17 protein-coding genes are annotated in these 13,469 nt (G+C 30.9%); 6 read left to right on the forward strand and 11 right to left on the reverse strand.

Features of this window, described 5'->3' with window-relative positions:
- Window positions 1-146 precede the first annotated feature (146 nt).
- A complete protein-coding gene (locus tag DT250_RS28480; RefSeq protein WP_149214125.1) occupies window positions 147-719 on the reverse strand; it encodes a tyrosine-type recombinase/integrase in 573 nt (190 codons plus the stop codon).
- 174 nt (window positions 720-893) lie between these two features.
- Window positions 894-1,313 carry a PH domain-containing protein gene (locus DT250_RS28485; protein ID WP_098290902.1) on the reverse strand — a complete coding sequence of 140 codons (420 nt, stop codon included), beginning with the start codon at window positions 1,311-1,313 and terminating at the stop codon, window positions 894-896.
- Window positions 1,314-1,689: 376 nt separating this feature from the next.
- On the opposite strand from DT250_RS28485, the gene DT250_RS28490 reads away from it, so the two are divergent.
- Together DT250_RS28490 and DT250_RS28495 are read left to right on the forward strand one after the other, a co-directional pair.
- Window positions 1,690-2,256, forward strand: a complete 567-nt coding sequence (locus DT250_RS28490; protein ID WP_149214126.1) for a helix-turn-helix transcriptional regulator — start codon at window positions 1,690-1,692, stop codon at window positions 2,254-2,256.
- Between the two features lie 334 nt (window positions 2,257-2,590).
- Complete coding sequence (locus tag DT250_RS28495; RefSeq protein WP_071758532.1) at window positions 2,591-3,241, forward strand: MarR family transcriptional regulator; 651 nt, start codon at window positions 2,591-2,593, stop codon at window positions 3,239-3,241.
- A 547-nt stretch (window positions 3,242-3,788) separates the two neighbouring features.
- Here the strand turns inward: DT250_RS28495 and DT250_RS28505 are convergent.
- On the reverse strand, window positions 3,789-4,940 hold the full coding sequence (locus tag DT250_RS28505) for a hypothetical protein (protein WP_149214127.1): 1,152 nt from the start codon (window positions 4,938-4,940) through the stop codon (window positions 3,789-3,791).
- An 11-nt stretch (window positions 4,941-4,951) separates the two neighbouring features.
- Window positions 4,952-5,515, reverse strand: a complete 564-nt coding sequence (locus tag DT250_RS28510; RefSeq protein WP_149214128.1) for a hypothetical protein — start codon at window positions 5,513-5,515, stop codon at window positions 4,952-4,954.
- A gap of 1,280 nt (window positions 5,516-6,795) precedes the next feature.
- Here DT250_RS28510 and DT250_RS28525 point away from each other — a divergent pair.
- Window positions 6,796-7,125 (forward strand): 6-aminohexanoate hydrolase, encoded by a 330-nt coding sequence (locus DT250_RS28525; protein WP_098082304.1) that lies wholly within the window; start codon window positions 6,796-6,798, stop codon window positions 7,123-7,125.
- Window positions 7,126-7,450: 325 nt separating this feature from the next.
- Here DT250_RS28525 and DT250_RS28530 read toward each other — a convergent pair whose 3' ends face one another.
- Window positions 7,451-7,753, reverse strand: coding sequence for a hypothetical protein (locus DT250_RS28530; RefSeq protein WP_000717614.1), 303 nt, complete (start codon window positions 7,751-7,753; stop codon window positions 7,451-7,453).
- 155 nt (window positions 7,754-7,908) lie between these two features.
- Window positions 7,909-8,106: a hypothetical protein gene (locus DT250_RS32750; RefSeq protein ID WP_080451879.1), complete on the reverse strand. Its 198-nt coding sequence runs from the start codon at window positions 8,104-8,106 to the stop codon at window positions 7,909-7,911.
- 437 nt (window positions 8,107-8,543) lie between these two features.
- Here DT250_RS32750 and DT250_RS28540 point away from each other — a divergent pair, with 437 nt between their 5' ends.
- The gene (locus DT250_RS28540) at window positions 8,544-9,209 is read left to right on the forward strand and encodes a helix-turn-helix domain-containing protein (RefSeq protein ID WP_149214130.1); all 666 of its coding nucleotides are present in this window, start codon (window positions 8,544-8,546) and stop codon (window positions 9,207-9,209) included.
- Window positions 9,210-9,657: 448 nt separating this feature from the next.
- On the opposite strand, the gene DT250_RS28550 is transcribed toward DT250_RS28540, so the two are convergent.
- Window positions 9,658-10,029 carry a hypothetical protein gene (locus DT250_RS28550; RefSeq protein WP_149214132.1) on the reverse strand — a complete coding sequence of 124 codons (372 nt, stop codon included), beginning with the start codon at window positions 10,027-10,029 and terminating at the stop codon, window positions 9,658-9,660.
- Window positions 10,030-10,082: 53 nt separating this feature from the next.
- The gene (locus DT250_RS28555; RefSeq protein WP_064460154.1) at window positions 10,083-10,706 is read right to left on the reverse strand and encodes a hypothetical protein; all 624 of its coding nucleotides are present in this window, start codon (window positions 10,704-10,706) and stop codon (window positions 10,083-10,085) included.
- Between the two features lie 97 nt (window positions 10,707-10,803).
- On the opposite strand from DT250_RS28555, the gene DT250_RS31900 reads away from it, so the two are divergent.
- Window positions 10,804-10,980 (forward strand): hypothetical protein, encoded by a 177-nt coding sequence (locus DT250_RS31900; protein ID WP_153577646.1) that lies wholly within the window; start codon window positions 10,804-10,806, stop codon window positions 10,978-10,980.
- A 143-nt stretch (window positions 10,981-11,123) separates the two neighbouring features.
- Here the strand turns inward: DT250_RS31900 and DT250_RS28560 are convergent, their stop codons facing one another.
- Window positions 11,124-11,684 (reverse strand): MerR family transcriptional regulator, encoded by a 561-nt coding sequence (locus tag DT250_RS28560; protein WP_149214133.1) that lies wholly within the window; start codon window positions 11,682-11,684, stop codon window positions 11,124-11,126.
- Between the two features lie 589 nt (window positions 11,685-12,273).
- Here DT250_RS28560 and DT250_RS28565 point away from each other — a divergent pair.
- Window positions 12,274-12,705 (forward strand): helix-turn-helix domain-containing protein, encoded by a 432-nt coding sequence (locus tag DT250_RS28565; protein ID WP_149214134.1) that lies wholly within the window; start codon window positions 12,274-12,276, stop codon window positions 12,703-12,705.
- Between the two features lie 172 nt (window positions 12,706-12,877).
- Here DT250_RS28565 and DT250_RS28570 read toward each other — a convergent pair whose 3' ends face one another.
- Together DT250_RS28570 and DT250_RS28575 are read right to left on the reverse strand one after the other, a co-directional pair.
- The gene (locus DT250_RS28570; protein WP_000172689.1) at window positions 12,878-13,078 is read right to left on the reverse strand and encodes a helix-turn-helix transcriptional regulator; all 201 of its coding nucleotides are present in this window, start codon (window positions 13,076-13,078) and stop codon (window positions 12,878-12,880) included.
- Window positions 13,047-13,430: a DUF3796 domain-containing protein gene (locus DT250_RS28575; RefSeq protein WP_149214135.1), complete on the reverse strand. Its 384-nt coding sequence runs from the start codon at window positions 13,428-13,430 to the stop codon at window positions 13,047-13,049. The genes DT250_RS28570 and DT250_RS28575 overlap by 32 nt, the downstream gene beginning before the upstream one ends.
- Between the last annotated feature and the right edge of the window lie 39 nt (window positions 13,431-13,469).

Here is a 13,469-nt window from a genome sequence, read left to right on the forward strand (position 1 = left end):
TCACATAAAGAGCGAAATAAAAAGGAATTGAAACAATACATCTTTGTTTCAAACTAATACTTTTAACTTCCCTTAACGAAAATTATGTAAATAAGCTGTCCATATGGACAGCTTATTGTATTTTTTTGCTTAGCATGGTTTATTTTTTAAATTTGAAATGTATCTAAGATATTATCTTTCTCTTCTTTATTGATACCAATATATTTAAGTGTAATTTGTGGTGTACTGTGATTGAGTATGTCTTGCAACATAGCGACATCTTTTGTTTGTCTATAGAACCAATAGCCGAAGGTTTTGCGCATGGTATGAGTACCAATGGATTCTACACCGGCAAAATCTCCGGCTTTTTGTAATTGTCGATAAGCCTGGATTTTACTAATAGGTTGTTCTCCTTTTCGAGAAGGGAATAACCAGGTACTTTTTAGTGTTTGAGCATACGAATAAACTTCATCAAAAATAGAAGTGAGATTAATCATGCGTTCTTTCTTCGTTTTTCCTTCTTTGATCTTAAATTCTTTTCTCTTTTTTCGTTTTAGTTTTACTATAGTTTGTGTTTCGATTTGTAGTAGATCACTTACGCGTAGTCCAGTATGGATACCAACAAGAAAGAGAATATAGTCTCGTTCGGAGCAATGACGTTTCAGAGCCCATTTCATATCTTCGATCTGTTCTTTGCTACGGATAGGTTGGACATCAATGAGATGTGGTTTCTTATTCATGGATTTTAGACCTCTTATTTTATAGTGTTTTGAATGTATACTTTTATCGTATAAATTGAGGATATCAAGGGATTCGTTAAAAAGTCAATGATTAAGGGGGGATGAATGTAAACTAATATTTAAAAGTTTACATTGGTAGTTTTTAGATTTTAAATAAAAATAAGCCCATTGTTTTTATTTATTAATGGGCTTATCTATTATTTGTATGTTTGGGCATTTATTTTTTAATAAATTAATGAATTCTTCTTCTTTTTTTGGTACACAGACTGTCAAAGTATTAAATAATCCATACATAATTTCTAATCGTTGTCTTGACCAGTCTTTTGAATTCGATGATTTTCCATAGTATTTTATATGCTGGATATCTTCAAAAGCTATTTCAGCATTCGTGAAATAATAGTTAATAATTAATGATTTGTCAGTAATTTTATAAGTCGATCTGTAAATAAATAAAAAATTGATTATGTTTAATAAGATCATACAACTTAAGTAAATATTGTTAGCTCCTTGTATAAAAAGCATAGAAATAAAAATGAGAATTACTAATAGAAATATCATTATATGAATAGGATTTTTTTTAACTTTAAATTTCATTCATATTCACCTCTTTATAGTAAGTATAGGGAAAAACGACTATAATATCTATTTTTTTAAATATTATTATTAATTGATTTTCAAACACAAACTTTTATTCAAAAGTTTACTTTCAAGATCACAAAAAAGAGTCCTGTGTTTATGGGGTTCTTTTTTAGTGGTTGATAATATTGTATTAATTAAATATAGAGGATAATATTTAATTTATTAGGTTTATTTTGTTTGGTTGAAGATTAAGATTTAACAAACGTTGATAAATAAGGGTTTTTAAACGTATATAAAGCTTTTTGACATATTGAAAACAGCTTTTATAAAGATATTTGCTACCATAAACCAATCACCTTGAACTATTTTTGATGTAGAAGGAGCGAACGAAATGAATCTTAGTAAACAAATTAAAAAATATCGAGATAGGGAAGGATTTTCTCAAGAGGATTTAGCTGAAAAAATTTATGTTTCTCGTCAAACCATTTCAAATTGGGAAAATGAAAGAAGTTATCCTGATATTCACAATTTATTGCTTCTAAGTGTTCTTTTCGATGTTTCTCTAGATGACTTAGTTAAAGGGGACGTAGAAATGATGAAAAATAATCTTCAGCAAGTTAAATTTAATAAGTTGGGCCAGATAATGGCTATATTTTTGATTTTAGCTGTAGGATCAATAGGATTAGCAATTAAATATTTTGGTAGTTTAGGTTTAATTATTCCATTTGTTTTTTGGGTAATTGCTATGACAGCTGCTATAAAAATTGACGTAATTAAGAAACGTGAAAATATAAAAACATACGCTGAAATTGTTGCTTTCATGGAAAATAAAGATGTGAATGCGGAAAGAGACAAGCGAGATAAGAAAAAGTATATCATTCAAAAAACGTTGATTGTTGCAGGGGTTTCGTTATTTTCGGGAATTATTGCTCTTTTGAGTTTTTCGATATTTTTATAAAGTAAAAAATGAATGTAAACCTATTTAAAAGTTTACATTGGATAATAAGAAAAAGAACCTGGTTTTTAGGGTTCTTTTTCTTATTTTGATAATATCTGTATCGTATGAGTTTAAAGTAGAAAAAGAGGATTATATGTTGTGTTTTTGTAAGGGATGGAAAGCTTTAACAAGGGTTTCATGTTATTATAAAGAAAGACGTATAAACGAGAAAAACCGCCCATGCTTTGGACGGCAGGCGGTTTTTCATAATAAGGTTGGAATCAACCAATATATATTCTATATACATTCTAACATATAAAAGTTGATTCCTTCCACTAGGGGAGAGAATTATTTTATGACAAAAGTTGTAGATTTTGGACAAGCTGAAAAAAAAGCAATAGAAAGAGATAATAAGATTGATAATATTTATAATCAATTGCAAGCTGGTGGCTATTCAGAAGAAGAAAAAGCAATGCTTTTGCAGTTATTAAGTAAGGCGACTGGAGGAGAAGAGTATTTCATTGCAAAAAAGAAAAAGCCGACGGATCGGGTGAAATTTGTGCAGATTATTATGGATAACTATAATTATCTAAGTGAAATCGAATACTTAACAACATCTGAAAAAGCTTTTTTAATGGATCTTATACCTTATGTAGAGTTCAAAACAAATATTTTAGTTGAAAGGGCTAGCAAAGAGAACGAATTTGATTCTGATAGTGCAACGCCTACTTATTTAGCTAAGAAATTGAATAGAACTAGAGGAAAAGTTTCTCAATTAATGAATGGTTTAATGAAAAAAGGATTATTGGCTGTTGCAGAAACTGGCACAACAACAGAAGATGGACGTATTTGTACAAGCCGTACTTGGTTTGTTAATCCTAATATTATGTGTTGTTCTCCAAAAGACGGAGTGGATAAAGCAACTCAAAGAATCTTTAAAAAAGCACTTAGAAATTTTGTAACTGAAGATGGCAAAAAACATAAATTACCAATTTATTTATTTTAAATAAAATATTTTAAAAAGAGAGTGATTTTTTATTGCTTTCTTTTTTTTTTTATGTTTTTCCGTTTTTTAGGTGTTCCTTTTTGGGTACACAGGTGTTCCTTTTTGGGTACACCCTATGTCTCTTAAACCCTTGATATTACTGACTTTCTTTATTTTCTCTATCTCACTCTTATATATAGGGCTAAAAGTTCCGCAAGGAACAGGTAGTATTTTTGAGAAGAACACTCAAAAATCTCCACCTTTGCTAGAAAAAAGTCGCCTCGTTAATCCTCGGCTAAAGTCGAAGACTTTTCTTTTTTCTAACATCCTTGCGGAACTTTTTTTGGCTCGTTTGCTTTCATCGCCAAGCCGATAAACTCAAAAGTGGGATTTAGGCATATCGGCTTGAGCTACTCATTATACGAGCCAAACCGCTTGATCTAACGTCCATTAATTAATTCTTATTCTATTTTTAGATACGTAATACGTGGGGTCTCCCCACACCCCGGCCAGCCTCTACCTCAAAAGTAGGGAGAAGACCAAAAAACCACTTACGATAAGTAAGTGGTTACTGTGGGAGTGGTTTCTCTCGCTGTGATTCGTAGGAATCGTTGAAATTTAAACGTCTAAATAGATTTGTATTCCGGATTTTAATATTTTTTGGATCAATCATAGCTTGCCATGGTTGTAAGTTCTTTTTATTTTCTCTAAGTTTAGTAATTCTACTTATAACATTGTTTAATTCACGTTCATGATCTTGGTTCATCACAATAAAGGTAAAGCTTGTTATCACTGTTGGGAAGCAAATTTTTAATAAAAATTCAATATGATAGATATCAGAGATTAGGTTATTAATTGTGATATAAGATGTTCCTGGTATTGGGATAATATTTGCTACGATTCGTAAGGATTCTTTTTGATCATTAATAAGTAATTTAAGAGAACAACGTGTAGTAAGAATCTTAAAGAGCTCATCAATGAATGTAATGAGTACGTGAAGTTGAGTATCGGGTGCTTCTTCATTGATTAACCACAATCCTCTATTTTCTTTTTTTGTCTTTATCAGAAAGTCTGTTACAAATTCTATATCAAGATTTTTAGGTATTTTATTGTTTGGGAAGTATTCTCCAAAGTAACGTGTATCTTTTTCTTGTATCGGATGAATTGGGAAAAAGGGTTCTGTATGTAATAGATAATAATGCTCGTGAGAGCAAAGTAATGCGATTAATAATATTGGGTCTGTATATTGTTTATTTAATTCTAGATAGTCTTCCATACGAGTAAAGTGGTGGAAGAGTACATTCTCTCCTGGTGCAATTGGTAGCACCTTTTTTTCTTGGCCAAAATAATAGTAAGCTCGATAAGATAAATAAATATATTCCGCACCATAAAAGGATTTAGAACCAATTAACAGTTTATCTTCTAACTCTTTTAATTTGGCGTAACCAAGTGTTCTAGACTTATTCTTTTTTCCTTTTTGGTAGCCAAATAGGTCCAAGAATTGTGATTTTAACATGTAGGGCTGATGATGAAGCATAAATGTAAATAGATTATGATAATGCTTCATGATGAATAAATGTAATTCATCACTTAATTTTCTCTTATGTGGATCTTTCTGAATGTCATGTAAGTTTAAGATATAGGGTGAATTCGTATTATCCATAATTTCATGTACTGTATAAAAAGTAGGTGGAACGATAAATGTTGGTTGTATTGCCATGTTTTCTCCTCCTATAGTTGTTCATATCCGGATAAAAATGTCTTCGCAAATTCTTGTTTTTGTTGAATATCAATCTCCTTATAGTTACGTGTTGTCACTTCTATGGCAATATAACCGCCATGTGCTTCGCTATAGACGGCCCCATCGGGCGTTGGTTGGAATTTTCCTTGCGGATGGGACTCTACTATTCTTTTTTTGAAATCATCGTATTTGGGGTTTTTCTGGGCCTCTGAATGCAATTGTTTTTCTGTTTTCCATGTTTCTCTTGTTTCTTTTGGTAGAGAGATGTATTTTTCAGAGAGACGAATATCATGTTTGGCGTTATTGATACCGGTTTTATATTGATACTCTTTTCCCTCTTTCTTAAACTTTTCTATCCCTTTTTCTCCTAAAACAATTTTTCCTGTACGTTCTTCTAAATATCCGCTATGACAAAGTTTTTTCAGGCGATCTCCTTTGATGTTATATTCTCTTTCCATTTGTTCTCTGGTAGCTGTTCCAGTTTTCCAAAGCATATCCATGCCTTCAATTTCTTTTGTTTTTAGAATCCTTATATGTTTTCGTGGCGCGGCCATAGGGATGCCTCCTGTCTTTGCTATATTTATGTATTTAATTATTTAGGAATCCATAGCGAAGCTGTGTGTCTTCGCTATGTGTACATTTACATATGTTCACATCGTTCGTTTTTTATGAAATAAACATTTGTTTAAAAATGTTTATTTCATTTCATTCAAAAAAGCGAAAGCTGACTTTGAATGAACCAATCTAATAGCGAAAGCTATAGATTGGAGAATACAAAATGTGATGCTTGGCATCACATTTTGATCAAACAAATAAAAATGCCGGAAGGCAATTTTATTTGTCTTTTTCTAAGAAGCGTGAGCTGATTTAGAAAAAGAATCTGGACAGATGCGAAGCATTCTGGCCAGGAAGTCCCGCAGGGCAAAATACGCCTGAAGACCATTCACTCGGCTTGCCGAGCTTGTTTTTGATTCAAGCGTAGCGAGAATCAAAAATGAATGAGTCTGACCGCAGGCATGGAAAAGCGTCAGCTTTTATCATGCCAAGGCAGGCGTATTTTGCCCTGCTTGAGTCTCGTCGGATGAAAGACGGCGGGACGATCCGTGAAATGCTCTTGAACTTCCCGATTTAACGCCGTTATGGCGGACAAATCGGGCTCCCCGTAGGGGAGAATATGTACTTGATTCTATGTGACACCACATAGAATCTGATTTAACTATATTATACAATATATTAATTTAGATATGAGAGATTTTGTAATAGGAATACATGGGGGAATAACTAGAGAAGGGTCGATCACTGAGTCCGTAACGTTTATGCCGCGAAAGTCACTTGACCATGAGGGGCACCCTCATGCAAACTCACCAGAGGTGGCCCCAGAAGGGCGGTTTTTGCCCGCTGGGGTTATCTTTGGGAGTTTGAGGGTGTAGAGGCTCGTGGTCAAGTGAACCGTGGAATAAAAAGTGTAGGACGGGACCCCAGAAAAGGGCAAAAACCAAAGGATTTATCAGAAATCTATATTGAGGATCTAGCAAAAAGAGATATTTGTTTTTAGTGATGAATAAAAAGTCCTCTAGTTTGTTTAACTGGAGGACTTTTCGTGTTTACATAATTATTGTTCTCGGGAGTTGATCTTGTAGCGCTCTTTCTCGTAATTCATTATGTTTTCTAAAGGAAATAGTGAAGGGCAAGGCGATGAATACATTTACAAAATGACAAAACTGTAAGAATACACGAATGTTTGTAAGAAAGTTCGATGTTTTCCTTTTTCTTTTTTTATTATAGTGAAAAAGAAGAAAGAAATATTCTCTTATGGTAGGAAAGGAAGATAATAATGATTGATCTATTAAATAAATGGATGTTAGAAAGTACAGCCAATTTTAATATCGTTGTAGGACTTACAGCACTTCTATTTTTGGGTTCAGTAATTGCACTTATTATTATTTACAAAAAAATTGGTAAACCAGATGAAAGAACAAATCCTATTTATTTTAAAATTGTTTCTTGTATGTTTACTACTCAAATTCTAATGAATTGCATATTTATTTCTTTAGTTGGTAAAGATATCGAGAATTTCCGTCAAATCTTTATATTATTTGAAGCCTTTGTATTCTTCGTTGGAGCTATTTATTCGTCTAAATTATATAGACAAGAATTTAAATAATTCACTTATAAGTACATCTATAAATATACTTGCAAGTGTACTTATAAGGGTACCGCCAGCATTTCGGAAAAAAACACACTAAGCAAAAAATACAATAAGCTGTCCATATGGACAGCTTATTTACATAATTATCGTTATTGGAAGTAAAGTAAACCCCTCTTATTGGGGTACGAACACTGTTCTTGTTATAATTAATCTTTTTCAGAACGTCTATAATCCTCTTTTAAAAAATATATGTAAATATAATAAAAAACGAATGATTAATAGAAATATTCTACGCCACTCGTTTTTTATCGGACTTCTTTTTACTGTACTTTTATTTTCTTTATGAGTTATTAGAAAAATAATTGTCTATATAAGTCTTTATTTTTTCAAAATCCTTTTCCATAAATAAGATTGCTGGTACTTCAATTATTGGAAGATTATTTTCATTATCAAAAGGTGGACACGGTTTGGGAACTACCAAATAGTCAACTGAGTTTTTATCCCTAATATAATTAATTGAAACATCATAATACTTAGAAAAATATTCCTTCAAATCATCCTGATTCCTTAAAAATGGTAGAGAAAATATTGAACCATAATTTATACCAGCGTCGACAATTAATACAAAGCATATTTTTTTCATGATACACCCTCCTCGTATAATAAGTTTTAAGTTAATAACTGTTCCTTGAAAATTAAATAGTTTTTATCTTCAAGAGCTACATCAAAAAAATGATGTATGGGTAAAATTTAGTCTTGGATACTGGGGGATTTCCCTACCTTATTCAAAGAAAGGCATTACATGCTATTCCGAATGTAATAAAACAAATAAAATACTAAGACAACAACAGTAATAATACTCGATGCTGTTCTGAAAGTTTTGTTTTCATACGTTTTATTTAACAAGAAGAAGAACAAAACGACCCAGACCCCGTTGGAAAAGAATGATGTTAGTGCATTGAAAATAACTCGAAACACAAACATAGAGTCTTCCATTAGCTTTTCACCCCAGTCATTTTCCTTATTATACCATTCTTAAAAAGTGATGTGCGGTGTTTTTTTGATTGTATATTCTATACATGCTTGGTTAACATAACGTCTTATTATCGGTAGCAAAGAAAAAGGCGAATCCCTTACTTCCATAAGGGATTCGCCTTTTTTCTTTTTATCAATCTATGCAATTTTTTATACATTCCTCTCATAGTGTGGGTTTTCGGATTCTCGTTTGTTATTGGATTAGCCAGAAAGCTGTATAAAATCTTGCATGCTCTTATCCTACTTTTTTCGAAATACTGGTGACACCCCATACTTAAGAAAATAAATCACAATAAAAGACTTCGCAACAGATCATTGCATGCCTTTTTTATAACGCTACGATGCGTTTCTTACTATTTAACATTAAAATAATTAAAGTAATTAAAGGAGGTACATATATGGACATTGGAAAAAAAATAAAACATTTAAGATTAATAAATAAAATGACACAAGAAGATGTAGCCAGCCAATTATTTATTTCAAGACAAGTTATATCTAAATGGGAATTAGGAAAAAGTCTTCCCGATCTAACCAATTTATTAGCCTTAAGCAATCTATTTAATGTTTCAATAGATTCTTTATTAAAGGAGGATTCAAATTTGCAAAATCAGATAATAAAACAAAGCAATTATAAGAGATATTTATTAATAGCCGCTCTCTACATATATTCTTTAATTACTATTATTGTTATATTTTATTGTCTCATTGCTTTTTTACTTATACCAAAGGACATAAAGACATCAGATTTAAAAGTTATTAATTCCCACTTTTATCAAGAAAGCGATAAAAAAGAAATTCTATATATTTATAGTAAATTAACACCGTTTTTCTCCAATTATTCAGGAGATTATAGCATTCAAACAAAAGAACATGAAATAAACATTCATGCTAATCGAAATTCAATTCCTTTTAGAAATAAAGATGTTTTATTTTCAATTGAAAAAGATATACCTCATGGAATAGATTGGCAAGAAAAAGATGTTTACATTGTAGACGAAAACAATAACAAAATACTTATATATAACCATAAAAATAAACAACTATATTATCAAACAAAAAATTAAAGTAGGTGATCAAAATTAAAAACATTTACAAATATTTTTTTATACTAACTACGCTTATTCTTAATATAATTAGTTCTCTACTCATTATGAATACTGGATTTACACCAGGGAATATGGTATTTGCTATTACATTTTTATTTTTCACCATGCTATTCCAAACAACTACAATTCTATTCATTATATATATGATTAAAAATGAAATATCTAAAAAAATAAAAGTAATATTATATGTTTTTTTAACACTAGATATATTAATCTTTTTATTCTTAATCAATATGACATACATAGTAGTAACATCATTAAAATATTATTAACATCTTTATATCAAGGAAATGCTTGTAGACTGATTTATACTGCATTCCCTTATTGTATTTTTTGCTTAGCCTAGTTTTTTTCCGAAATCCTGGCGGTACCTCAATAAAATAAAAAAGCCCTTTACAGGGCTTTTTTATTTATTAGCAATAGAAACCTGACCAGAACAACCAGTTGAACCACCAGAAGGACCACCACAATATAACCTTACTGAATAATCATCTTTTGGCAAAGATATAGTGTTATTATAACTTTTTCCACCTTTTAGATTACCAGTCGCATAAACAGATCCTCTTTTAAAAATAGTATATCCTATATCTTTTGTTCCCCAATTTTGAACAACTATTTTCATAGAACCATTCACAGTAATCCTAGAAGTTGATGAAGATGTTTGACTAGCTTGTAAAACTGCATTTGATGCACTTGCCGCAGAAGCTTCATTAAACCCCACAAACGGAGCTGATAAAACTGTTGCAGCAACAAATAAACCAGCAATGACTTTTCTCATAAATATCCACCCACTCAAAATATTTCTAATAGTTATTTATTCTGACATAAAAATTAATTAATTTTAGCTGTAACAACTCTATACGTTCCACTACCATACAATTCAATAACAACCTTAGTAGTATACTCAACTGGTGCATACTTTAATGCTTTAAATGTTCCACTACTAGTAATACGAACTACACTGTCATCAAGTCTATTTGCTTTAGTAGAATTGCTCTTAGAATACAATGGACCTGTTAAATCTGGATCATAATCATAGTTACCTACTTTACCTGAACCATATAAAAACCATCCAGAAACAGTATGTTTAAAACCAGCTCCCGGAAATGTATTAGCCACATAACCAGAGAAATTTTTCTTTTGTTGTGCCGCAAGTGCAAAACCATTACCATTAAAATTATCAACACTATTAAAAGCCATAATTAAAGGCTCATCGGAAAAAGATACTTTTCTACTAGAAAAAACATCTTCCTTACCTTCAGAAAGTTGTAAATTAATATCATTCTTCATTTCTTCTAATTTCTCATTAATTTCTTTTAACTGTTCTGAAGTTAAAGCTTGATAATTAACCTCTTTAGAATCTGCAGACACCTTAGACGTATTAAAACCAGCAATTCCTGAAAAGATTAAACCAAAAACAAATAACAATTTTACAACACGTTTAAACAAAGACACAAAAATCCCCCTTTTATTGAAATATTTTCCACTCTCAAACACTATGTTACATTTGTTTTTAGAAAAGTCAAGATTTTACAAAAAAGGAGGTTTTATTATGTTAAATATTTTATTATCTACACTTCCACTTTTTTTTATATTTTTATTGCTTAATTATATAGGTCAAAAATTAAGTTATAAAAACGTAAAAGTAAATTATAAAATAATTTTTATAATATCTTTAATTGAAGCTTTAATAACCCTATTAATATTTATTTATGGTCCTATACTATAATAATACTTTACTAAACACATAACATATCAATAGCAAGGGAATGCTTGTAGACTGATCTATACTGCATTCCCTTATTGTATGTATGCTATATTTCTATTCTTCTTTTCCCGACATTAGAACCTTACATAAAATACCGGCCAAATTTACTTTTTAAACAAACCGAAAAAACCTTTCCGTTTTTGTTTCTGATTTTGAGCCTGCATATCTCTAATGTTTTCAAGCAATAGCTGATCTCGCTTCTCTAGCTTCTTCTCTATAAAAACTTCTAATTCACTGTTTTTACCTTCTACTTCAGTTAATTTTTTCTCCGTATTCGCTAAATGCTCTTTTGTGGTAACCAATTCATTCGTAATTTCTTGCAATTTTTGAACGAGTGCTTGATTAAATTGATTTTGTAACTGTTGATTCTCTAATACTTCATTCAATTTCTTTTCTAATTCTGATTTTTCTTCTTTTGAAACAAACGAATCAAGTTCTCCGTTTCGCCATGACCGAACTTGATCGTAAGACCATTTTTGGTCCTGTATTTTTTCTTTTATTGCTTTTAATTCTTCTATATTCTCCTTCGAATATCTGCGATGCCCTCCCTGACTTCGCTCCGTTTGTATGTTAAATTCATTTGACCATACCTTTAACAAATCGGGTGTGATCCCTAAAAAATCCGCAACAATTTTCGGTGTGTGCATTTCCGATTTTAGTTCCAATTTTTATTCCTCCCCAAAAAACGGAATACGTTTTTTACTTAAAAAACACTATTAAATCAACATTCCAATCAAAATCGGAATGTACTAGCAACCGATATGAAAACCGATTTTAAAAACGATTTAATTTCCGAAATACATTCCGATTTTAACACCGATATGTATTACTTCTCGATAATAACATCAAAATCTTTTTTATTTAATATAAGATTTTATTCAAAAAAAGAATAGCGAGGATCCTACGGATCCCCACAATATCAACCATGTATAAAATCCTATATACAAGATAACAGGACAAAAAAGAAAAATACCTGTAAATACAAAGATTCTATCGAAGCATTTACTACCGATAATGAGACGTTATGTTAACTCTCTATGAATAAGATATACAAAATAAGAATTGAGAAGCAAATAAAAAACGGTTCTTTTTATGGTAAAATTTGTTATAGATAGATAACACAATTAAACAAACGAGCCATTTGGCAGCACATAAAGATGCAACAAAAGGTTGCACCTTTATGTGCGCCTATAACTATCTTTACTTTAGCCATCCACTTCAATAATACTGAAATAAGAAAGGGCGTTAAACAATATGTTTTTTGGAGATAAATTAAAAAAAGAAAGAGAAAAGAAAGGTTGGTCACAGGAGTACCTTGCTACAAAAATACATGTTAGCCGTCAATCAGTTTCAAAGTGGGAAACAGGTAAAAACTACCCCAGTATTGGAGTTATTATTGATTTAAGTGATTTATTCGGCATCACAATCGATGAATTATTAAGGAGTGATGGAAAGTTGAAAGAAAAAATAATTCAAGATAGTAAAGGATCAACAGATTTAAATTGGAAATCATACCTTTTAACCAGTTTAGGTATTCTTATGGGGATTATAATTGTTAGTATGATCAAACATGATGGAATTGATTGGATATCTATTAGTTGGTCAGCAGTTGCAACAGCAGCCTTCTTGTACCTTATTTCTCTTCTTTTTCCACAAGGGAGCAAAAAGAGTGAAACAAAAAAGTAGAATAAAAATAACAAAAATTATACAAACACGAAAGTCCTCCAGTTAAACAATCTGGAGGACTTTTAATAATCTCCTAAATACATTGAATCCCGATAATAGGACGTTATGTTAACCGAGAATGAATAGAACATTCATCATTTTTTCTCTTGTATTCGCTTGTACTAGAATTAAACTAGTCTTCAAACCAAAATAGCACTTCAATAGGTGCTTTTAAAACTTTTGCAATATCGTAAGCCAATTTTAATGAAGGGTTATATTTTCCGTTTTCAAGATTACCAATTGTTTCTCTTCTAACTCCAACTTTATTAGCTAAATCTCCTTGGGACATATTTAACTTTACCCTATATTCTTTCATCCGAGTAATCAGCGTCATCCTGCATCCCTTTCTTTTCTCTATGTTCAAATATTTCTAAATTAATTAGAAAAGTTCCTAACGGTATTAAAATTGAAAGTCCAAAAAATAAACGAATTACATGTACATTTTCAAAAATAGAAACACTTAAGAGTAGCATACTACCAAATACTAGTGTTACAAAAAATGCCCTTGTAGCGGCCATACGAACATGCAGTATAAAAAGCTCATCTGGTATAACTTTTGCATATAAAAAAAAGAAAAAAAATAGAAAGTAGTAGTGAGGCGAAAACGAATTTTCACTTAAAATTGAGAAAGGTGCCAAAAAACCTAAAAAACCAATAAACCCTAAGTAAGCTAATTTGTTTTTCATATAAGATCCCCTTTGTGATTTATTTCGCTCTTTATGTGA

The organism is Bacillus sp. AR2-1, from assembly GCF_008368755.1.
In the GTDB taxonomy this organism is placed as follows: Bacteria; Bacillota; Bacilli; order Bacillales; family Bacillaceae_G; genus Bacillus_A; species Bacillus_A wiedmannii.

Bases quoted from the DNA above. Each gene is read 5' to 3' on its own strand.
- DT250_RS28510 (WP_149214128.1), bottom strand. From the start codon at position 5,515: ATGGCCGCGCCACGAAAACATATAAGGATTCTAAAAACAAAAGAAATT.
- DT250_RS28530 (WP_000717614.1), bottom strand. From the start codon at position 7,753: ATGAAAAAAATATGCTTTGTATTAATTGTCGACGCTGGTATAAATTAT.
- DT250_RS28565 (WP_149214134.1), top strand. From the start codon at position 12,274: ATGTTTTTTGGAGATAAATTAAAAAAAGAAAGAGAAAAGAAAGGTTGG.
- DT250_RS31900 (WP_153577646.1), top strand. From the start codon at position 10,804: ATGTTAAATATTTTATTATCTACACTTCCACTTTTTTTTATATTTTTA.
- DT250_RS28570 (WP_000172689.1), bottom strand. From the start codon at position 13,078: ATGACGCTGATTACTCGGATGAAAGAATATAGGGTAAAGTTAAATATG.
- DT250_RS28525 (WP_098082304.1), top strand. From the start codon at position 6,796: ATGATTGATCTATTAAATAAATGGATGTTAGAAAGTACAGCCAATTTT.
- DT250_RS28485 (WP_098290902.1), bottom strand. From the start codon at position 1,313: ATGAAATTTAAAGTTAAAAAAAATCCTATTCATATAATGATATTTCTA.
- DT250_RS32750 (WP_080451879.1), bottom strand. From the start codon at position 8,106: ATGGAAGACTCTATGTTTGTGTTTCGAGTTATTTTCAATGCACTAACA.
- DT250_RS28495 (WP_071758532.1), top strand. From the start codon at position 2,591: ATGACAAAAGTTGTAGATTTTGGACAAGCTGAAAAAAAAGCAATAGAA.
- DT250_RS28540 (WP_149214130.1), top strand. From the start codon at position 8,544: ATGGACATTGGAAAAAAAATAAAACATTTAAGATTAATAAATAAAATG.
- DT250_RS28490 (WP_149214126.1), top strand. From the start codon at position 1,690: ATGAATCTTAGTAAACAAATTAAAAAATATCGAGATAGGGAAGGATTT.
- DT250_RS28480 (WP_149214125.1), bottom strand. From the start codon at position 719: ATGAATAAGAAACCACATCTCATTGATGTCCAACCTATCCGTAGCAAA.
- DT250_RS28505 (WP_149214127.1), bottom strand. From the start codon at position 4,940: ATGGCAATACAACCAACATTTATCGTTCCACCTACTTTTTATACAGTA.
- DT250_RS28575 (WP_149214135.1), bottom strand. From the start codon at position 13,430: ATGAAAAACAAATTAGCTTACTTAGGGTTTATTGGTTTTTTAGGTTTT.
- DT250_RS28550 (WP_149214132.1), bottom strand. From the start codon at position 10,029: ATGAGAAAAGTCATTGCTGGTTTATTTGTTGCTGCAACAGTTTTATCA.